General features: G+C 65.3%; 18 protein-coding genes. 9 read left to right on the plus strand and 9 right to left on the minus strand.

Annotated elements, in window-relative coordinates:
- The first annotated feature begins 377 nt into the window (after positions 1-377).
- Positions 378-1208: an alpha/beta fold hydrolase gene (locus tag DVS29_RS09415; RefSeq protein ID WP_118180186.1), complete on the plus strand. Its 831-nt coding sequence runs from the start codon at positions 378-380 to the stop codon at positions 1206-1208.
- On the opposite strand, the gene prpR is transcribed toward DVS29_RS09415, so the two are convergent.
- Positions 1189-3198 carry a propionate catabolism operon regulatory protein PrpR gene (prpR, locus tag DVS29_RS09420; RefSeq protein ID WP_118180187.1) on the minus strand — a complete coding sequence of 670 codons (2010 nt, stop codon included), beginning with the start codon at positions 3196-3198 and terminating at the stop codon, positions 1189-1191. The genes DVS29_RS09415 and prpR overlap by 20 nt on opposite strands.
- 223 nt (positions 3199-3421) lie before the next feature.
- On the opposite strand from prpR, the gene prpB reads away from it, so the two are divergent.
- The 3 genes from prpB to DVS29_RS09435 are packed head-to-tail and all read left to right on the plus strand — an operon-like array spanning position 3422 to position 7010.
- On the plus strand, positions 3422-4318 hold the full coding sequence (prpB, locus tag DVS29_RS09425) for a methylisocitrate lyase (protein ID WP_118180188.1): 897 nt from the start codon (positions 3422-3424) through the stop codon (positions 4316-4318).
- Between the two features lie 24 nt (positions 4319-4342).
- Positions 4343-5512, plus strand: a complete 1170-nt coding sequence (gene prpC, locus DVS29_RS09430) for a bifunctional 2-methylcitrate synthase/citrate synthase (RefSeq protein WP_118180189.1) — start codon at positions 4343-4345, stop codon at positions 5510-5512.
- A gap of 46 nt (positions 5513-5558) precedes the next feature.
- Entirely contained in the window at positions 5559-7010 is a 1452-nt protein-coding gene (locus DVS29_RS09435) for a bifunctional 2-methylcitrate dehydratase/aconitate hydratase (protein ID WP_118180356.1), read from the plus strand.
- A gap of 35 nt (positions 7011-7045) precedes the next feature.
- Here the strand turns inward: DVS29_RS09435 and DVS29_RS09440 are convergent, their stop codons facing one another.
- Positions 7046-7903 carry a peptidoglycan DD-metalloendopeptidase family protein gene (locus DVS29_RS09440; RefSeq protein ID WP_118180190.1) on the minus strand — a complete coding sequence of 286 codons (858 nt, stop codon included), beginning with the start codon at positions 7901-7903 and terminating at the stop codon, positions 7046-7048.
- Positions 7904-8406: 503 nt separating this feature from the next.
- Between DVS29_RS09440 and DVS29_RS09445 the strand changes: the two genes are divergently transcribed.
- The 3 genes from DVS29_RS09445 to DVS29_RS09455 all read left to right on the plus strand — a co-directional run bounded on the left by DVS29_RS09445 (position 8407) and on the right by DVS29_RS09455 (position 10547).
- On the plus strand, positions 8407-8817 hold the full coding sequence (locus DVS29_RS09445) for a type II toxin-antitoxin system RelE/ParE family toxin (protein ID WP_118180191.1): 411 nt from the start codon (positions 8407-8409) through the stop codon (positions 8815-8817).
- Positions 8810-9097: a helix-turn-helix domain-containing protein gene (locus DVS29_RS09450; RefSeq protein WP_118180192.1), complete on the plus strand. Its 288-nt coding sequence runs from the start codon at positions 8810-8812 to the stop codon at positions 9095-9097. The genes DVS29_RS09445 and DVS29_RS09450 overlap by 8 nt, the downstream gene beginning before the upstream one ends.
- A 334-nt stretch (positions 9098-9431) precedes the next feature.
- Positions 9432-10547 carry an OpgC domain-containing protein gene (locus tag DVS29_RS09455; protein ID WP_118180193.1) on the plus strand — a complete coding sequence of 372 codons (1116 nt, stop codon included), beginning with the start codon at positions 9432-9434 and terminating at the stop codon, positions 10545-10547.
- 71 nt (positions 10548-10618) lie between these two features.
- Here the strand turns inward: DVS29_RS09455 and DVS29_RS09460 are convergent, their stop codons facing one another.
- On the minus strand, positions 10619-11695 hold the full coding sequence (locus DVS29_RS09460) for an AI-2E family transporter (protein WP_118180194.1): 1077 nt from the start codon (positions 11693-11695) through the stop codon (positions 10619-10621).
- Between the two features lie 350 nt (positions 11696-12045).
- On the opposite strand from DVS29_RS09460, the gene DVS29_RS09465 reads away from it, so the two are divergent.
- Positions 12046-12333, plus strand: a complete 288-nt coding sequence (locus DVS29_RS09465; protein WP_118180195.1) for a DUF3331 domain-containing protein — start codon at positions 12046-12048, stop codon at positions 12331-12333.
- A gap of 107 nt (positions 12334-12440) precedes the next feature.
- On the opposite strand, the gene DVS29_RS09470 is transcribed toward DVS29_RS09465, so the two are convergent.
- From DVS29_RS09470 to DVS29_RS09490, 5 genes are all read right to left on the minus strand, one after another.
- Positions 12441-13403: an alpha/beta hydrolase fold domain-containing protein gene (locus tag DVS29_RS09470; RefSeq protein ID WP_118180196.1), complete on the minus strand. Its 963-nt coding sequence runs from the start codon at positions 13401-13403 to the stop codon at positions 12441-12443.
- A 159-nt stretch (positions 13404-13562) separates the two neighbouring features.
- Positions 13563-14060: a thioesterase family protein gene (locus DVS29_RS09475; protein ID WP_118180197.1), complete on the minus strand. Its 498-nt coding sequence runs from the start codon at positions 14058-14060 to the stop codon at positions 13563-13565.
- A 31-nt stretch (positions 14061-14091) separates the two neighbouring features.
- A complete protein-coding gene (locus DVS29_RS09480; protein ID WP_118180198.1) occupies positions 14092-15057 on the minus strand; it encodes an L-carnitine dehydrogenase in 966 nt (321 codons plus the stop codon).
- Positions 15058-15107: 50 nt separating this feature from the next.
- The gene (gene cdhC, locus DVS29_RS09485; protein WP_118180199.1) at positions 15108-16037 is read right to left on the minus strand and encodes a 3-dehydrocarnitine:acetyl-CoA trimethylamine transferase CdhC; all 930 of its coding nucleotides are present in this window, start codon (positions 16035-16037) and stop codon (positions 15108-15110) included.
- 17 nt (positions 16038-16054) lie between these two features.
- Positions 16055-16996 (minus strand): choline ABC transporter substrate-binding protein, encoded by a 942-nt coding sequence (locus tag DVS29_RS09490; RefSeq protein ID WP_118180357.1) that lies wholly within the window; start codon positions 16994-16996, stop codon positions 16055-16057.
- Positions 16997-17292: 296 nt separating this feature from the next.
- Between DVS29_RS09490 and DVS29_RS09495 the strand changes: the two genes are divergently transcribed.
- Complete coding sequence (locus DVS29_RS09495) at positions 17293-18318, plus strand: GlxA family transcriptional regulator (protein WP_118180200.1); 1026 nt, start codon at positions 17293-17295, stop codon at positions 18316-18318.
- A gap of 64 nt (positions 18319-18382) precedes the next feature.
- Here the strand turns inward: DVS29_RS09495 and DVS29_RS09500 are convergent, their stop codons facing one another.
- The gene (locus DVS29_RS09500; protein ID WP_118180201.1) at positions 18383-19525 is read right to left on the minus strand and encodes a porin; all 1143 of its coding nucleotides are present in this window, start codon (positions 19523-19525) and stop codon (positions 18383-18385) included.
- Positions 19526-19720: the final 195 nt, after the last annotated feature.

Consider the following 19720-nt stretch of genomic DNA (forward strand, 5'->3'; position numbering starts at 1 on the left):
CCGTCGGCTCCTGTATTGCCTCACCTTTGCGCGAAAGACAAATACGCGCTGTCCAGTTGCGCCGCGAACCGCCGATTTTTATCCATCGTGAATGGACCTGGCACTCCGAACTACCGATACCCGCAAGAATGTGCCCCACTTTGCGACGTTTTATGCAAAGATCGCCAGTCGAGGCAGTCAGGCAGGCGCGTTCATCGCCTCTTCGACGCACGTTTCCGGCTCGTCGAGCCGTTTTGCACACGCGCGAACGGTGAGACTCTGCGGGAGCGCGCGTTCGCAACGTGTGTTGCCTGACTCGCACCATCGCATGTCGCGCCATCGGAAATCACACCGCCGCCTGGCCGGCATGTCATAACGAATCTGGGAGACATGACCTGATGCAAGCGTGGACGCTGGACCGGCAGATGGATTTTCGTGGGCAGACCGTGCGCTACCGCGTGCGCGGCGATGGACCGCCGCTCGTGATGGTGCACGGCACGCCGTTTTCGTCGTACGTGTGGCACCGGATCGCGCCGCATCTCGAAGCGACGCGCACGGTGTATCTGTACGACCTGCTGGGCTACGGGCAGTCCGAGATGCGGGCAGGACAGGACGTGTCGCTGGGCGTGCAGAACGCGCTGCTCGCCGAACTGCTCGCGCACTGGCAACTCGATCGCCCGGATGTCGTCGCGCACGATTTCGGCGGCGCCACCGCGCTGCGCGCGCATCTGATCGACGGTTGCGACTATCGCACCCTCACGCTGATCGACCCCGTTGCCGTAGCGCCGTGGGGCTCGCCGTTCGTGCAGCATGTACGTCACCACGCCGAGGCGTTTTCAGGCGCGCCGGCTTATATCCACGAGGCGATTGTGAAAGCTTACGTGCGCGGCGCCATCGCCCGGCCGCTCGCCGATGCGGAGTTGCAACCCTATGTGGACCCGTGGCTCAGCGAACAGGGATGCATCGGGTTCTACCGGCAGATCGCGCAGATGGACCAGCGCTACACCGACGAAGTCGAGCCGCGTTATGGGTCGATCCGCTGCACGACGCAAATTTTGTGGGGCGAGGACGATGCGTGGATTCCGATCGCGCGCGGCCGGCAGCTCGCGAGCGCGATTCCCGGCGCCCACTTCGTGGCCGTGCCGAACGCCGGTCACCTGATGCAGGAAGATGCGCCCGAAGCGATCGTCGCGGCGGTGTTGCGGATGATCACTGGCTCGACGCGTTGAGCTTGCGCCACAACGTGGTCTTGCTGATGCCGAGTGTTCTGCATGCCGCGTCGCGGTCGCCGTTGCACGCGGCGAGCACCGCGCGGATTTCGTCCGCTTCCACGTGACGGCTGCGCTGGCGCAACGTCATCGGCGCGTGGTCGCCACGTGGGCGCGCAGTGAATATCTCCGGCGCTACTGAACGCAATACTGCGGGTGTCAACCTGTCCGGCACACGCGCACTCGCACTCGCACTCGCACTCGCGTGATCTTCATCGTGGCCGCCCAGTTCCACCGCGATCCGCTCGACCACGTTCTGCAGTTCGCGCACATTGCCCGGCCATGCATAGCGTCGCAGGGTTTCACCGACGCTCGCGAACACCCGCATCGCTGCGTCCCGGTCGCGTATCAGCCGGCTCAGTCGAGTTTCGCGACGCGCGGCTTGCCACAGCAGTTCCGCGGCCAGCGGCAACAGATCCGCGTGCCGTTCGCGCAGTGGCGGCAGCGCGATATTGAGAATGTTCAAACGGTAGTAGAGGTCGGCGCGGAACGTACCGGCTTCGACGCCTTCGGTCAGCGCGCGATGCGTCGCCGCGACCACGCGAATATCGACGCGTGTCGGCTCGGTCGAACCCAGCCGCACCACTTCGCGTTCCTGCAGCACGCGCAGCAGCCGGCTTTGCAGCGGCAGAGGCATCTCGCCGATCTCGTCGAGAAACAGCGTGCCGCGGTGCGCGGCTTCGATCAATCCCGCCTTGCCGCCTTTGCGCGCGCCCGTGAACGCGCCCTCCTCGTAACCGAACAGCTCGCTCTCCAGCAACGCTTCGGGAAACGCGCCGCAATTGATCGCGACGAACGGAAACTCGCGCCGCGCGCTCAGCCGGTGCAGGCTCTGCGAAACCATCTCCTTGCCCGTGCCGCTCTCGCCGCGGATCAGCACCGTCGCGTCCGACTGCGCGTAGCGTTGCACCAGTGCCTTCACCGCCGCGATCGGCGCGCTCCCGCCGACGATATCGTCGAGCCGGTAGCGCGCCGTGAACTGCTGCCCGCGCGACCGTGAGCGCAGCGTGCGGTCGAGCCGCTCGACCGCGCGCGATTCCTGAAACGTCAGCACCGTGCCGTCTTCCGCTTGACCGGACGATCCGGGCGGCGCGAGCCCCGTGAGCGGGCCGCGATGCACGACGTAGCTGACCCCGCGCACCGCGCAGAACGACTCGCCGTCGGTATCGGGCAGGATGCCTTCGAGCTCGGGCGCCACGTCGACGAGACGCTTGCCGGCCGCATCCGCCGCATCGATGCCGAGCGCGCCCGCGAGCCGCTGGTTGATCGCGTCGATGCGGCCATGCGCATCGAGCGCAACGACGCCATCGCGCAGATGCTGCAGCAGGTTGTCGAGCCGCAGCCGGCGCAGCGCTTCGAGACGCGTCGCGTGGACGACGTCGAGCGCCGCATCGAAGGCCGCGCGCACCGATGCGCGCGAGTACAGGAACACCGCACCCATGCCGGCGCGTGCGGCAAGGTCGGTCACGAGCCCGGGACCCACGACCGCGCCGACGCCGCGGTCGCGCAGGTCCAGCACGCAGCTCTCCGCCTCCTGCTCGGAAGCGTACGACGCGAACACGACGTCGATGCCGTACGCGAGCGCGAAGCGCCGCACTTCGTCCGGCGTCTCGCCATGCGTAACGAGCGCGACGGACGCCGCATCGCGCCGCGCGCGCGCAAGTGCATGCATCACGTCGAAGCCGGTCGGGTTGATCAGCATCACGGGCACCTCGACGCGCGATTTCAGATACGCGCCGTTCGAGCCGCCGGCAATCACGATGTCCGGCCGCGCCGCGCCCGCTGCCAGCACTTCCTGCACCGCGTCTTCATAGCCGCGCGACACGACGCGCAGTTCCGCGCGCCCGTCGTATTCGCCAGCGATATCGCGAAACAGGTCGCGCAGCCGACTGATGCCGATCGCCCAGATGCGTGGACGGGCGGAGAGATCGGGAGCGGGTTCGGTGGGCATGAGGGGTGACAGGTTCAACAGAGTGAACGTGGCGAACGTGAAAGCAGGTTTTCATTGTGCCAGCGTTATTTCATTTTTGAAATGAATGAATTCATCAATGAAATTGAACAACGCCTTCATTCAGTCAGGATTTCCCGCCAAATCAGGTACTTGGCGGCCCCGCGCGCGGCTGGCCTGTTCCTTGCCCTTCAAAGGCATCTCTCAAGTTACTGAAGGAACGAATATGAACCTCACCACACGTCAGCCGGCGAGCGCCGGCGCCGCCTTCCGCCAGGCCGTGGCCGAAAACCAGCCGCTGCAGGTCGTCGGCGCGATCACCGCGTATGCCGCGAAGATGGCCGAAGCCGTCGGCTTCAAGGCGGTGTATCTGTCGGGCGGCGGCGTCGCCGCGAACTCGCTGGGCATCCCCGACCTCGGCATCAGCACGATGGACGATGTGCTGATCGACGCGCGCCGCATCACCGACGCGACCAACCTGCCGCTGCTCGTCGACATCGATACCGGCTGGGGCGGCGCGTTCAACATCGCGCGCACGGTGCGCTCGTTCATCAAGGCGGGCGTCGCCGCCGTGCACATCGAAGACCAGGTCGGCCAGAAGCGCTGCGGCCATCGGCCGAACAAGGAAATCGTCGCGAAGGACGAGATGGTGGATCGCGTGAAGGCCGCCGTCGACGCGCGCACCGACGACCAGTTCGTGATCATGGCCCGCACCGATGCGGCGGCGTCGGAAGGCCTCGACGCCGCGATCGAGCGCGCCGTCGCGTACGTCGAAGCGGGCGCGGACATGATCTTCCCCGAAGCGATGAAGTCGCTTGACGACTACCGGCGCTTCAAGGCGGCCGTGAAGGTGCCGATCCTCGCGAACCTGACCGAGTTCGGTTCGACGCCGTTCTTCACGACGACCGAGCTGCGCGACGCGAACGTCGACATCGCGCTGTACTGCTGCGGCGCGTATCGCGCGATGAATGCGGCGGCGCTCAACTTCTACGAAACGACGCTGCGCGACGGCACGCAGAAAGCTGCCGTACCGACGATGCAGACGCGCGAGGACCTGTACCGCTATCTCGGCTATCACGCATACGAGGACAAGCTCGATGCGCTCTTTGCCGCGCAGAAGTAACCTGAAAAACTGGAGGACGACACGATGAGCGAAGCAGACAACAGCATCCCGAACACCGGCGCATTCAAGCCGAAGAAATCCGTCGCGCTCTCCGGCGTGACGGCCGGCAACACCGCGCTGTGCACGGTCGGCCGTACCGGCAACGACCTGCACTACCGCGGCTACGACATTCTCGACATCGCCAGTGCGTGCGAATTCGAGGAAATCGCATCTCTGCTCGTGCACGGCAAGCTGCCGAACGTCGCCGAACTCGCCGCGTACAAGACGAAGCTGAAAGCGCTGCGCGGCCTGCCCGCGAACCTGAAGGCCGCGCTCGAATGGCTGCCCGCTTCCGCGCATCCGATGGACGTGATGCGCACCGCCGTCTCCGTGCTCGGCACCGTGCTGCCCGAGAAGGACGACCATAACCTGCCGGGCGCGCGCGATATCACCGATCGTTTGATGGCATCGCTCGGCTCCGCGCTGCTCTACTGGTACCACTATTCGCACAACGGCAAGCGCATCGAGGTCGAAACCGACGACGACTCGATTGGCGGCCATTTCCTGCATCTGCTGCATGGCGAGGAGCCGCGCAAGTCGTGCGTCGAAGCGATGCATGTGTCGCTGAACCTGTATGCCGAGCACGAATTCAACGCGTCGACGTTCACCGGCCGCGTGATCGCGGGCACGGGCTCCGACATGTACTCGGCAATCACCGGCGCGATCGGTGCGCTGCGCGGCCCGAAACATGGCGGCGCGAACGAGGTCGCATTCGAAATCCAGTCGCGCTATCAGACGCCGGATGAAGCGGAAGCGGATATTCGTCGCCGCGTGGAAGCGAAGGAAGTGGTGATCGGCTTCGGGCACCCGGTGTACACGATCTCGGATCCGCGCAACAAGGTCATCAAGGACGTCGCGAAGAAACTCTCGAAAGAGCAGTCGAACCTGAAGCTGTTCGACATCGCGGAGCGCCTCGAAACGGTGATGTGGGATGCGAAGAAGATGTTCCCGAATCTCGACTGGTTCAGCGCGGTGTCGTATCACATGATGGGTGTGCCGACCGCGATGTTCACGCCGCTCTTCGTGATTTCGCGCACTGCGGGCTGGAGCGCGCACATCATCGAGCAGCGTATCGACAACAAGATCATCAGACCGAGTGCAAATTACACCGGACCCGAGAATCTGAAGTTCGCGCCGCTCGCGAAGCGTGCGTGAATCCGCCGGCACGCGTTACCTGTTCACCTCTTTTTCTGACGACATCATGAGCAGTCATATTTCCAACGTTCGTCCCGAGCCGGATCAGGTGCTCGTCGACATCGTCGATTACGTGCTCGGCTTTTCAATCGACAGCGAGCTCGCGCTGGAAACCGCGCGCAACTGCCTGATCGACACGCTCGGCTGCGGCCTCGAAGCGCTCTCCTACCCCGCCTGCACGAAGCTGATGGGGCCGATCGTGCCGGGCACGATCGTGCCGCACGGCGCGAAAGTGCCCGGCACGCAGTTCCAGCTCGACCCGGTGCAGGCGGCCTTCAACATCGGCGCGATGATCCGCTGGCTCGATTTCAACGACACGTGGCTCGCCGCCGAATGGGGTCATCCGTCGGACAACCTCGGCGGCATCCTCGCCACGGCCGACTGGCTGTCGCGCAATGCCGTCGCCGCCGGCCGCACGCCGCTGACGATGAAAGACGTGCTCGTCGGCATGATCAAAGCGCACGAAATCCAGGGCTGCATTGCGCTCGAAAACTCGTTCAACAAGGTCGGGCTCGATCACGTGCTGCTCGTGAAGCTCGCGTCCACTGCGGTGGTCGGGCAGATGATCGGACTCACACGCGACGAGCTGATCAACGCGGTCTCGCTCGCGTTCGTCGATGGACATGCGCTGCGCACCTATCGTCACGCGCCGAACACGGGTTCGCGCAAATCATGGGCCGCGGGCGATGCGACCTCACGCGCGGTGCGCCTCGCGCTGATCGCGAAGACCGGGGAAATGGGCTATCCGTCGGTGCTGACCGCGAAGACGTGGGGCTTCTACGACGTGCTGTTCAAAGGGCAGCCGTTCCGCTTCCAGCGTCCCTACGGTTCGTACGTGATGGAGAACATACTGTTCAAGATCTCGTTCCCCGCCGAATTCCACGCGCAGACCGCGGCCGAAGCGGCCATGACGCTGCATGCGCAACTCGCCGCGAAGGGCCGCAAGATCGACGACATCCGCACGATCACGATCCGCACGCACGAAGCCGCGATCCGCATCATCGACAAGCAGGGGCCACTCGCGAACCCGGCGGACCGCGATCACTGCATCCAGTACATGATCGCGGTGCCGCTGATCTTCGGCCGGCTGACGGCGGCGGACTACGAGGACGACATCGCGACGGATCCGCGCATCGATGCGCTGCGCGCGAAGATGACCTGCGTCGAAGACCCGCAATTCACGAAGGACTATCACGATCCGGACAGGCGCTCGATCGCAAATGCGCTCACGGTCGAATTCAACGACGGGTCGACGCTCGGCGAAGTCGCCGTCGAATACCCGATCGGTCACAGGCGGCGTCGCGACGAAGGCATTCCGCTGCTGGTCGAGAAGTTCAGGACCAACCTCGCGCGCCGCTTCCCCGCGAAGCAGCAGGCCGCGATTCTCGACGTGTCGCTGGATCAGACACGGCTCGAGGCCATGCCGGTGCATGAGTACGTGGATCTGTACGTGATCTGAGCGCTGCAGCCGGCCGCGCGGCGTGCTGCGGCTGGTTAGCCGCGCGCGCTGGGCAGATACGGCATCGGGTCGACCGGCATGCCGTCGTGGCGCACTTCGAACAGCACCGCCACGCGCGAGTTCGCCTCGTCGCCCATCTCGGCGATCGTCTGCCCCTGACGCACGATGTCGCCGATCTTCACGAGCAGCCGGCGGTTGTGCGAGTACGCGGTCAGGAAGTCCTTGTTGTGCTGGACGATGATCAGGCTGCCGTACTCGTTGAGACCCGTGCCGGCGTAGACCACCTTGCCGTCCGCGGCCGCGCGCACCGGGTCGCCGGGATGGCCAGCGATCTCGATGCCGCGCGTCTCGCCGGGCTGGAACGGCTCGACCACCGAGCCCTTCGCCGGCCACACGAGCCGCACGCTCTGCGCGCGGCGATCGAGTTCCGCCGCGACCTGGCGTTCGAGTTCGGGGCTCGCGGGCGACGTCGTCGCGCCTGCGCTGGCATTGCTGCTCGCGCCTGCTCCGGTGTTCGCGCTGGCCGCTGTTGCCGCACTTGCCGCAGCCGCCGCCGCGACGTCCGGCGACACGATTTTCAGCACCTGCCCGATCTTCAGCCGCGCCGACGGCTTCACGCCGTTCCACGCCGCGAGGTCCTTCACGCTGCAGCGGTTCTTTTGCGCGACCCCCGCGAGCGTGTCGCCGCGCTGCACGCGGTAAGTCAGCGGACCGACGGGTGCCGGCGGCGGGGCCGGCTGCGCGGGCGCGGGCGTGGCGTCGACCGTGGCGGCCGGCTGGGTAGCCTGCTGCTGCGCGACGTTGGCGCAGCCGGCCAGCAGGAGCATCGCCACCAGGGCACTGCCCGCGGATCCGGCGGCGATCTTCGTCGTGTCGAAACGAACGTTGAACATGTTCGACCTCTGCTCATCGACGGACCGCCCGGCGCGGTTCGCATGGCGAAGCCGGCCGTGGAACGGCCTGCGTTCGATCCGTCAGGTTCACTCTGCCAGCCGCCGCTGCGCTCAGAAAGGGCCAGATTGGCGGCTGAATATCAAGCGGGATTGTAAATCCCAGTTTGCAGAAATTTCGCCAGGCGAACATTTCGATACAACGCTTACCACCATCGCCTGCCGTGGCGTTCGTCGCGCGTCATGACGCCCGCCTGCGCGCAGGTTGCATTGCCCGCCTGCATGCCATATCGGCAACTTGAGACACAACTTTAACTTTCGCGTGCAGACGCCTGTGACGGGAAGACATGTCGGCGTGCCGCACCGCGCCCGCGTGCGTCGCCTGGGAGCGGCACATCGTCCTCACTTCGCAAAACATACATTTTTCTTGCGCGGATCGTATCTTTTTTGGTGCATTGAAGGCGCTTCACAGCAGGGGCGCGTTATGAAGATCGAGGTCGGCAACCATGAAGTTAGATGTCGGCAGATTGACGGCACCCACCCTGCACGTTCGCTTTTTCCGGACCGAACGCGGCAATGAACCAGTCCGGGAATGGTTGAAACATCTGGAAATGGCGGAGAAGAAAGCGATAGGCGAGGACATCAAGACCGTGCAGTACGGCTGGCCCCTTGGCATGCCGCTCGTCAGGAAGGTCAGGAAAGATCTGTGGGAAATCAGGGTGCATCTGCTCAGCCACATTGCCCGGATTTTCTTCACCGTCACCGCACGTGACATGGTGTTGCTGCACGGCTTCGTCAAGCAGTCGCAGGCATTGCCGCTGGAAGACCTCGAACTTGCCGAGATGCGTATGAAACAGGCTCATGCGTATCCGGACATTTTGACCAATTGGCCAGGACATGGAGCGAAACATGGCTAACCAACACGTCGGAAGCGACTTCGATCAATTTCTCCACGAGGAAGGCATCCTCGATGAGAGCACGGCAACCGCTATCAAGCGCGTGATTGCCTGGCAGATCGAGGAGGAAATGAAGGCGCAACACATCACCAAAACGGCGATGGCGGCGCGCATGAAAACGAGCCGGGCAGCATTGAACCGCCTGCTGGACGAAACGGACACGAGCCTCACGCTTTCCACGCTGGCCAGCGCCGCCACGGCGCTCGGCAAGCGGCTGAGGTTCGAGCTCTGCAACGCTTGATCCGGCTGGCTCGACGGGCCGGGCAACGGCCGCGTTTCGGGATCTCCCTCGGCGCGGCCGGGCCGCCACCCGCACGCGCGGGCCATCGCCCAGTTATCGGCTCAGTTATCGGCTCAGTCGTCCGCTCGTCGCCGCCCCTCCGTTCCGATACAGGCACCCCTGGCCACACGGCTAACGTGCCAGCTGCCAGCTATTTGTGAAGGCTTTTTGTAATACACTGCGACGTCGCAGCGGCCGGGTATCCACGATATCTGGCCGTCTACTGCGCCGTCGCCCCGGTCTTCCGCCCCTGCGGACCGGGGTCAGCCGGCGTTCCGCCTTTCGTTGACCCCGCATGCAAACCAGACCCCAACGTCTGCACGAACTGGACTTCTTTCGCGGCCTCGTGCTGCTGATCATCGTCGTCGATCATATCGGCGGCAGCATCGTGTCGCGGGTCACGCTACACGCATACGCGGTGTGCGACGCAGCCGAAGTCTTCGTGTTCCTCGGCGGCTTCGCCACCGCCACGGCTTACGCATCGCTCGCCGCGCGGCACAGCGAAACCGCGGCGCGCTACCGCTTCGTGCGGCGGGCGCTGGAGGTCTATCGCGCGTTCCTCGTCACCGCCGGCCTGATGCTGCTGACGAGCGCCCTGCTGGTCGCGTTCAGCATCGATGCGCCGAATCTGCCGCTCGCCGATCTCGACGATCTGCTGTCGTCGCCCGGCGAGGCGCTGCGCGATATCCTGCTGCTCAGGCGTCAGCCCTATCTCGCGTCGGTACTGCCGATGTACGCGTGTTTCGCCTTCGCCGTGCCCGTCGTTTTGCCGCTCGCGAAGCGCCGCCCGTGGCTGCTGTTCGTCGGCAGCGCGGCGCTCTGGTACGCCGCGCCGCGCTTGCAGGGGCTGCTTCCGGTGGTCGAAGACGGTCAGTGGGACTTCAACCCGTTCGCGTGGCAACTGCTGTTCGTGGCTGGTGTGATCGTGCGCTGCCAGCCGGTGTACCCGCGCATCGTCGCGCACCGCATGGCTCCGCTCGTGACGGCGGCAGCGCTGGCCGTGCTGGGCGGCGCCGCGTTCTACAAGCTCGCCATCGAAGTGGCACCGCTCGACGGTGTGTACAAGCAGACGCTCGCGTGGTTTCGCGTCGCGAACTTCGCGGCGCTCGCATGGCTCGTCGCGTGCATGGTGCAACGCGGCTGGATCGGCCGGCTCGCGCGCAGGCTGCCGTGGGTGGGCGAGATCGGGCGGAGAGGCCTGCTGTGTTTCGTTGCGGGCACCGTCATTTCGCTCGTCGTCGATTCGGTGCTGTACTGGCTGACGGATGGCTGGCTCGACATTCCACTCGGGCTCGCGGCGGATGCCATCGCGATCGGCGCGCTGGTCGCCGTCGCGCATGCTCCCTCGGCGACGCAGCGGCTCATCGGCGCGTTGCGGTCGCGTATCGCGGATGGAGAGACCACGGCCTGAACGGCCGACAACTGCCCAGAAAGCGAAGAGACCCAACCAGCCGCCCCGCCAGATGCTTCGGCACTGCGGCTCTAACCCACCCAGTCCTGCCACAACACCATCAGCACCGTCATCAGCGCCGGGCCGATGAACAGCCCGATCAGGCCAAACGTCTGCGCGCCGCCGAGAATGCCGAACAGCACCAGCAGGAACGGCAGCCGTGACGAATTGCCGATCAGCAGCGGCCGCGCGAAGTGCTCGGCGATGAACACCACGACCGAGCCGAATACCGCGATGGCGATCGCCGCCACCATCGAGCCCTGCGTCAGCAGCCAGAGCGCCACGCAGCCGAACACGATGGGCGCGCAGAACGGCAGCATCGCGGCGACGGCGGTCACGAGGCCGAGCAGCGTCGCATGCGGCACGCCGCCCAGCGCGTAGGCGACGCACAGCAGCGCGCCTTCGCCGAGCCCGACCACCACCAGCCCGGTCACGGTGCCGCGCACCGCCGATGCCATCTGCTGCGCGAGCTGCGCGCCATCCTCGCCGAACGCGCGCTGCGCGCCCTGAATCAGCGAGCCAGACAGCTTCGGACCGGCACGGAAGATCACGAACAGCGTCAGCAGCGTGAAGCCGAACAGCACCAGCGCATGCACGGCTCGTGCGCCGGCGTGCCGGCTGAGCGTCACGAACTCGTCGCCGTGGAAGGTTTTCATGGCCGGCGACTGGCCGAGCGGCGGCGCGAGGTTCGCCTGCCACCAGTTCGAAATCTGCTGCGAGCCGTACGGCAGCCGGCCGACGAACGCCGGCATCGGGATGCCGTCGTGCTGGATCGAGTGGAACCAGCCGAGCAGTTCGTGCGCCTCGGCCGCCCCGCGCGCAATGGCCAGCGCGATCGGCAGTACGACGAGGAGCATCACGGCCGCGGTGAGAACGAGCGAGATGAAGGTCGTGCGTCCGCGCAGCCCAGGCAGCCCTTCGATGCGGGTGAGCAGCGGCCACAGCGCGATCGCGATCACGCAAGCCCACGCGACAGCGGGAATGAAATCGCGTACGGTCCACAGCGCGACCAGCACCAGCACGCCGTACAACACGTACGATGCGATGCGCTGGACTTTCGGGCGGCCTGGCGATGCGTTGTCGTGCCGACCGCTTGGGGGTATTGCCATGAGACCTCGTGTCATTGGTCATGAATCGCCGGAAAACGCGCAAGTCGCGCGCCCCGGCCGCTTGAGGCATCTTAAAGCAACCTGCCCCCGCTTCTCCGGTGTCATCAGGTGGCGCTGTGGAGCCCGCCCGGCAAGCCCTTCGGCATCCGTCCCTCGTCGCGCTGGAAGCAACAGTGCGTTGCAAAAATGCACGTTATCGGGGAGATATGCTGGGAAACCCGCATTGCATCGTCGGGCGGCGGACTTGGCGGGTGATTATTGCTAAAACGAGAACAGTGTTTCAACTGCGGCACAATGGCTCTAACGCGCGCGCGGGTCTACATTCGGCACACCCACCTACGGAGCCGACCATGAAGACCAGAGAGTCGATCCCCTTGCAGGGCACAAACGGCGCGAGCATCCAGATCCTCGAACAGTCCGAGACCATCCTGATCATCCGCTGGGTCGAGCCTGGCCGCTGTCATTACGGCGAGCAACGCTGGCGTCGGCGCTCGGCTCACACGTCCGGCACCTGCGCGCTGTCGCGCCGCAAGATCCGCCGCGGCGACGCGGTGTTCAAACCTGCGGAACGCCCCGCTCCGTCGAACGCGGCCATCATGATCGCGGCCGAAATGCTCGGCGACCTCGCCCACGATTGACCGGTCGAGCTGAGCGCTTCACCTGAGCGGTCTGCCCGAGCGCTACGCTTGAGCGTCCAGCCACGCTTTTCGCCGAAACGTCCGCCGACCCGCAGGCAGGATTCGTCTCAACCCGCCGCATCGAGCAGGAACCGGCACACTTCATCGTGCATCCGGCGCACGCCGGGGCTCTGGTGCACCGCGCGCCAGACGCCATGCGCGAGCCCCTCGCCCAGCCAGAACCGCGCGTTGCCGCCGGCCGCGCGAATCCTCTCCGCCAGCACGCGCGCATCGTCGCGCAACGGATCGTGCTCCGCGCCGATCGCGAGCACCGGCGGCAGTCCATCGTAGCGGCGCGCGTCGAGCGGAATGGTCCACGCTGGCTCGCGAACGTCGTTCCAGTAGCGCTGCCGGTAGACGAGCAGGCCCGGCAGCGTGAGCATCGGCGCCTGCGCTTCGGTTTCGCTTGCGGGAAGCTCCGGGTCCCACGCGGCCATCGGATACGCGAGCGCAATTCCCTTGATCTGCGACAACCGGTCCGCGTGACCGTGATCGCGCAGCCACGCCGCGATGCTGACCGACAGATTGCCGCCCGCGCTGTCACCGGCTAGCAGCAACGTCGTCGGAAGTGGCGCGCCACCGGTCTGGGCGGCGCTGAAAGGCAGCCGGCCGTCGAGCGCGGCCAGCGTGACGCCGAGGCAGTCGTCGTGCGCGGCCGGCGCGGGCGCTTCGGGCGCCAGCCGGTAGTCGACCGCGACAACGCACAAGCCCGTGTCCGCGGCCAGTTGCGCGGTGATCACCTGATGGCTGTCGAGCGATCCGACCACGAAGCCGCCGCCATGGAAGAACAGCAGCGTCGCGCGCGGCGCGCTTACATCGCGGCGACGGAACAGGCGCAGACCGATGCGATGACCCGCCGGCGCGGAGAGCGCCGCATCCTCGGCGATCACGCCCTCAGGCAGCGGCGGCGTGAGCGCGGCAGCCATCCGTTCATAGAACGCGCGCTGCTCCGTGACATTGCGCGGCGGCTTGTCGCGCGGGTTGATGCGGTTCACCTGTTCAATGAACGCGGCGATCTCGGGCTCCAGCATCGGCGGGCTCCAGTCGGTTTCCGGTGGGTATCCGTACAGGCGGGAGCTTACACGCGCGCGCGACCTACACGCTGGCTCGCGCGCAGGCTTCGCTCATAGCTTCGCTCGTGGCATCGCGATGCGCGAAGCCGGCATCCGCACGTGATTCAGCCCCGCTCGCTATCCCTGACGACGCGACGGCAATGCGATCGCCCTGCCCGCGTATTTCGCCGGCGACAGCGTAGCCTGCTGCGCGTGCAGCGCCTCGATCTTCACGAGCACGTCCGGGTCGAAGCGTGCCGCGGAGGGTCCCGTGGTGTCGACGCACAGCAGCATCTGCTCGCAGGCCGACACCGGACCATCGTCATCTGCGCGGCTGTCGGCGAACATCTCCATGTACAGATGGATGCGCTTCGCGTCGTGCGCGAGCACGCGCGCGTCGACGCGCATGCGCGTGCCCTCCTTGATCTCGTGCAGATAGGTGACGTGCGCCTGCAGCGAGTAGATGGTGCGCTGGCGCGCGGCGCGCCCCGCTTCGTCGAGGCCGATGCGGTCCATCAGCCCGTCGGTCGCGAGACTGAAGACGAGCAGATAGAACGCATCGCGCAGATGGCCGTTGTAGTCGACCCACTCCGGCCTGACGGTGTCGTGATAGAACGTGAACGCGTTGTCGTGCATCGCGGTTGAAGTCCTCTTGCTTCGCTTCGTTTCACTCGTCGGCGCGCAGGCCGTGACGCGCCTTCGCTGCGCCGATCGCCGCCAGCACGCTCGTGATGCAGTCGTCGCGGTAGCGTTCGAGCGCCTTGATCGAATGGCCGCCAAGCTGCTGCGACGTGCCGTCGACGACCCGGTCGACCAGTTCATCGGTGAGCGGCGGTGCCACGAGTTTAGTCCACGGCAGCTCGAGCGCGGGGCCGAACTGCTGCATGAAGTGCCGCATGCCCGCGTCGCCGCCCGCCAGCGTATAGGTCAGGAAGGTGCCCATGAACGACCAGCGGATGCCCGCGCCGAAGCGGATCGCATCGTCGATCTCGCCGGTCGTCGCCACGCCTTCGTTGACGAGATGCAGCGCCTCGCGCCACAGCGCTTCGAGCAGACGGTCCGCGATGAAGCCCGGCACCTCCTTGCGTACGCGCAGCGGCCGCATGTCGAGCGATGTGTAAACCTGGCACGCGGCGTCGATCGCATCGGGCGCGGTCCGGCCACCGCCGAGCACTTCGACGAGCGGCAGCAGATACACCGGATTGAACGGATGGCCCACCACGCAGCGCTCCGGATGCACGGCGCGCGCATAGAAGTCGCTCGGCAACAGGCCCGACGTCGACGAACCGACGATCGCATCGGGCTTCGCCGCGCCCGTGATCTGCGCGTGCAGTTCGAGCTTCAGCGATTCGCGCTCGGGTGCGCTCTCCTGGATGAAATCCGCGTCGCGCACACATTCCTCGACGGTCGCGACGAAGCGCAGCCGCTCAGGCGATGCGCCCGGCTTCACGCCCGCCCGTTCCAGCGCGGGCCACGCGTTCGCCACGTTTTCGCGCAACTGCTTTTCCGCGCCGGGCGCCGGGTCCCATGCGGTAACGTCCAGCCCGTTTGCAAGCGCGCGCGACACCCAGCCGCTGCCGATCACGCCCGCGCCGATAGCCGCAAACTTCTTTACATCGACGATCCATGCCATGAATGACGATTTCCCTTGGAATATTTATTCAGTGATCCTTGATAAAAAGATCAGGCAAACTGTTCGACTGTGCGCCGCTCCAGCAGACGTTCGCCGCGCGCCGGCAAACCAAGCTTGCGGCGGCCTTCCGCCGGCGTCAGCACGCGTGCTCCGAGCCGCTCGACAATCTCCACCGCGCGCTGCGTCAGCGAACCGTTGCTCGCATGTACGCCGCGGTCGAGCCAGATGTTGTCTTCGAGCCCGACCCGCACATGGCCGCCGAGCAGCATCGCCTGCGCGACCATCGGCATCTGCATGCGGCCAATGCCGAAGCCAGCCCATTGCGCGCCTGGCGGCAGGTTGTCGACCATCGCCTTCATCGTCGATGTGTCCGCCGGCGCGCCCCACGGAATGCCGAGGCAGAGCTGGAACAGCGGTGGCGCATCGAGCAGCCCTTCCTTCAGCAACTGCTTCGCGAACGACAGATGACCGGTGTCGAAAATCTCGAGCTCCGGCTTCACGCCGAGCGCCTGAATGCGCGCCGCACCTGCACGCAATTGCGCGGGCGTCGACACGTAGATATAGTCGCCATCGCCGAAATTGAGCGTGCCGCAGTCGAGCGTGCAGATCTCCGGCAGCAGTTCCTCGACGTGCGCCAGCCGCGTCAAACCGCCGACCAGATCGGTGTTCGCGCCAAAGCGCATCGGGTCTTCGCCGGGGCCGATTTCCAGATCGCCCCCCATGCCGGCCGTGAGATTGATGATCACGTCCGTATCCGCCGAACGGATCCGGTCGACCACTTCGCGATACAGATTCGGATCGCGGCTGCCGCGTCCTGTCTTCGGATCGCGCACGTGGCAATGCGCGACCGTCGCGCCCGCCTTCGCCGCCTCGATCGCCGCATCGGCAATCTGCTTCGGCGTGACCGGGATCGCCGGATGTTTGCCGACGGTGTCGCCGGCGCCGGTGACCGCGCAGGTCACGATGACTTCGTAGTTCATGTATCCGTCTCCGCTGCTTACAGTCCCAGGTATGCCTTCACAGCCGGCAGCCCGTCCTTGCCGTCGTAGGTCTTCACGCCCGCGAGCCAGCTGTCCAGCACCTGCGGGTTTTTCTTCAGCCACGCTTTCGCCACCTCCGACGGCTTCTCCTTGTTCATCACGCCTTGCATGACCTGGTTTTCCAGTTGCGTCGTAAAGTGCAGGTTGCCGATCAGCTTGCCGGCGTTCGGGCAGCGCGACATGAAATCCGTTGCAGTCAGCGTGTAGACGCGCGCTTCGCCGTAATTCGGTCCGAACACGTCGTCGCCGCCGGCAAGATAGTTCATGCTCATCTCGATGTTCATCGGATGCGGTTCCCAGCCGAGGAACACCACCCACTTCTTCTCGCGGGTCGCGCGCTGCACCGTCACGAGCATCCCGGCCTCGCTCGACTCGATCAGCTTGAAGCCGCCCAGCCCGTACTGGTTCGAGTCGATCATCTTCTGGATCTTCGCGTTCGCGCTGCTGCCCGGTTCGATCCCATAGATCTTGCCGTCCAGTTCCGCGCGATGCTTCGCGATGTCCTGGAAGGTCTTGAGGCCCGCTTCGTATTCGTAGCTCGGCACCGCGAGCGTCGCTTTCGCGCCGGACAGGTTAGGCGGCTGCAGCACGTCGATCGACTTCGCCTGCACGAACGGCGCGAGCGCCTTCTCCTGCACCGGCCACCAATAGCCGAGCGACACGTCGATCTGCCGGCTCTTGAGGCCCGCGAACGAGATCGGCACGGACGCGACGGTCGTCGTCGGCTGGTAGCCGAGACCTTCGAATACGGTCGACGCGAGCGCCGTCGTCGACGTGATGTCGGTCCAGCCGATGTCCGCGAAACGCACGTCGCGGCACGACGCCGGGTCCTGCGCGAACGCCGGCAGCGCGAGTGCGCCGGCGACGCAGACGGACAGCGCCTTGATGCGTAACTTCATCTCCATCCCCTTTGCCTTCGTTGAATGTGTATGACCTTGCCGGCATGCGCTTCGGGCGCGCCGCCGGCTCCGCAACCGCACTCGCATGTCATCCGTGCGAACGCCTCAACGTTACTGCCCCATATTGACCGCAAAGCGACCATCGGCGACCCGTTCTTGCCCATCAGCGACCATGCGGGAAAACCAGCACCACGCGTACGATGCGATGCAGCATCGCGGGCCGCGCGCCTCGTGCACGAAACTGCATGAATATTGGCGGTCTTGCCCACGCCGCATACGCTTGCTACGCTCGCGCGATGCCAGAAGACATTTCGTTCCTGCTGCTGCCGGGCTTTTCGGCACTCGGCTTCATGTCCGCCGTGGAGCCGTTGCGCGTCGCGAACCGCTTTCGCGGCGACCTGTATCGCTGGCACATTCTCAGTGCCGATGGCGCTCCGGTGGCCGCCAGCAACGGCATCTCGCTGAACGCGGAAGCATCGGTCGAAACTCCACCGCCATCGCACACGCTGTTCGTGGTCGCGGGTTTCGAACCGCTCGCGTGCTACACGCGCGCGCTCGGCGAATGCCTGCGCAAGCTCGATCGCGTGGGGGTGACACTAGGCGGCATCGACACCGGCAGCTTCGTGCTCGCCGAAGCGGGACTCTTCCGGCCATCGCATCGGCTCACGCTGCACTGGGAAGCACGCTCCGCGTTTCACGAGCGCTATGCGTCGCTGCAGGCAAGCCAGGAGCTCTTCGAAATCGACGAGCGCCGCATCACCTGTGCGGGCGGCACCGCGTCGATCGACATGATGCTGGACATGATCGCGCGCAGCCACGGTGCCGCGCTCGCGTCGGCAGTCTCGGAGCAGTTCGTGCTGGGCCGCATCCGCCAGCGCTCCGATCATCAGCGGATGGAGATCGCCGCGCGCTACGGCGTGCACAATCCGCGGCTGATCCAGGTGATCGGTGTGATGGAGCGGCATATGGAAGAGCCGCTTGCGCCCGATGCGCTCGCGCGCGAAATCGGCGTCACGCGGCGACAGCTCGAGCGCCTCTTCTGCGCGTCGCTGAACGACACGCCCACGCATTTCTATCTGCAGCTGCGGCTCGAACGCGCGCGCGAACTGCTACAGCAGACGGACATGTCGATCACCGCGATCTGCGTTGCGTGCGGCTTCGAATCGCCATCGCACTTCTCGCGCACCTATCGCGCGAAATACGGCGCGAGCCCGCGGCACGATCGCAGTCCGCTCAGGCGAACACTTGCGCCGACGCTCACGCAGACCGCGACGCAACCCGCGGATCCGACACTCGCACCCGCGTCAACCGCCGCGCAATAAAAAAGACGGGCCATACCGCGAAGGTATCGCCCGCTTCCCAAGTACTACGAGGAGACTGGTTGCGTCAGAACGAATGGCGCATGCCGATCCGTACGTCCGCCTGGGTGCTGGTGCTCGAAGGAGTGAAGCTGTAGCCGATCACCGCGTCGACGCCGCTCGATGCCTTCAGATAGTCACCCGAAATATAGACGTCCGTGCGTTTCGACAGCAGGTAGTGCAGGCCCGCGGACAACTGGTTCCAGTGATGCCCTTCGAAGTGCGTGTACTGATAGCCGCCGACCGCGCTGAACGCCGGCGTGACCTGCCACGTTGCACCGCCCTCGCCGACCTGCATATGCGACGACTGGCCGAAGCCCTTGATCGTGGTGTACGTGAAGTTGCCCTCCAGCGTGACGGTACCGATCGCATAGCTCGAACCGATGCCGAACGTGCCCTGCTTGTCGACCGGGAACGACGTGCTCGAATAGAGATCGGTGACCGCGCCCGTCGAGGCATTGACGCTCACCGTCGGCTGGCCGAGGAAGGTGTGCGTGCCGATCATCGCGTACGGATCGAACGCATAGATGCCGTGCGGGTTGTTCAGCTGCGTGTACGCCGCGCCGATCGTGAACGGACCATGCGCGTAGTGCGCGCCGAGGCTGTACGCGCTGTCTTCGTGGAAGTTGCCGGCCACGTTGCCGAACGAATACATGGCGCCGTAGGTCAGGCCCGCCATGTCTTTCGACAGGAACTTGATCGAGTTCGGCAGACGGTCGCCGTTGAAGCGGTCGAAGTCGCCCTGGTGAATCGCGTAGCCGCTCGCCCACGCGGAGATGTTGTACAGGAACACCATCTCTTCGGTCATGTCGAGCTGATTGCCGAGCGACAGCGTGCCCCACTGGTTCGACAGGCCCACATAAGCCTGGCGACCGAACTCCGAACCGCCGAATGCGAGATTGCCCGTACCCAGGTGGAAACCGCTTTCGAGCACGAACACCGTGGACAATCCGCCGCCCAGGTCTTCAGTGCCTTTGACACCCCAACGGTTGCCGTACGAAATGCCGTCGTCGAACTTGACCACGTGCGAGCCGCCCGTGTTGTTCACGTACGTGATGCCCGCATCGAGAATGCCGTATAGCGTGACGCTGCTTTGCGCGTGACTCACGGCGGGGAGGCTGGCGAGCGCAAAAGCCACGCCCGATAGTGCTGCGGCATTCAGTCTTTTCATTATCGTGTTCTCTCTTGCCTGCTGGATGGAAAGCAAAGTTCGCCCGTCATGCCGTCAGAAACGGCATGCCAAACCGGGGCGGACACCTTGGTTGTAATTGCAGAAGTCGCGCGGTGAATCACGCGCACGTCGCGCGGCAACGACCTTGCGCGACGTTGATGCGACAGTACAAACCCATATTCATGGGAAAGCGAC

The sequence above is a fragment of the Paraburkholderia phosphatilytica genome, assembly GCF_003443895.1.
GTDB lineage: Bacteria > Pseudomonadota > Gammaproteobacteria > Burkholderiales > Burkholderiaceae > Paraburkholderia > Paraburkholderia phosphatilytica.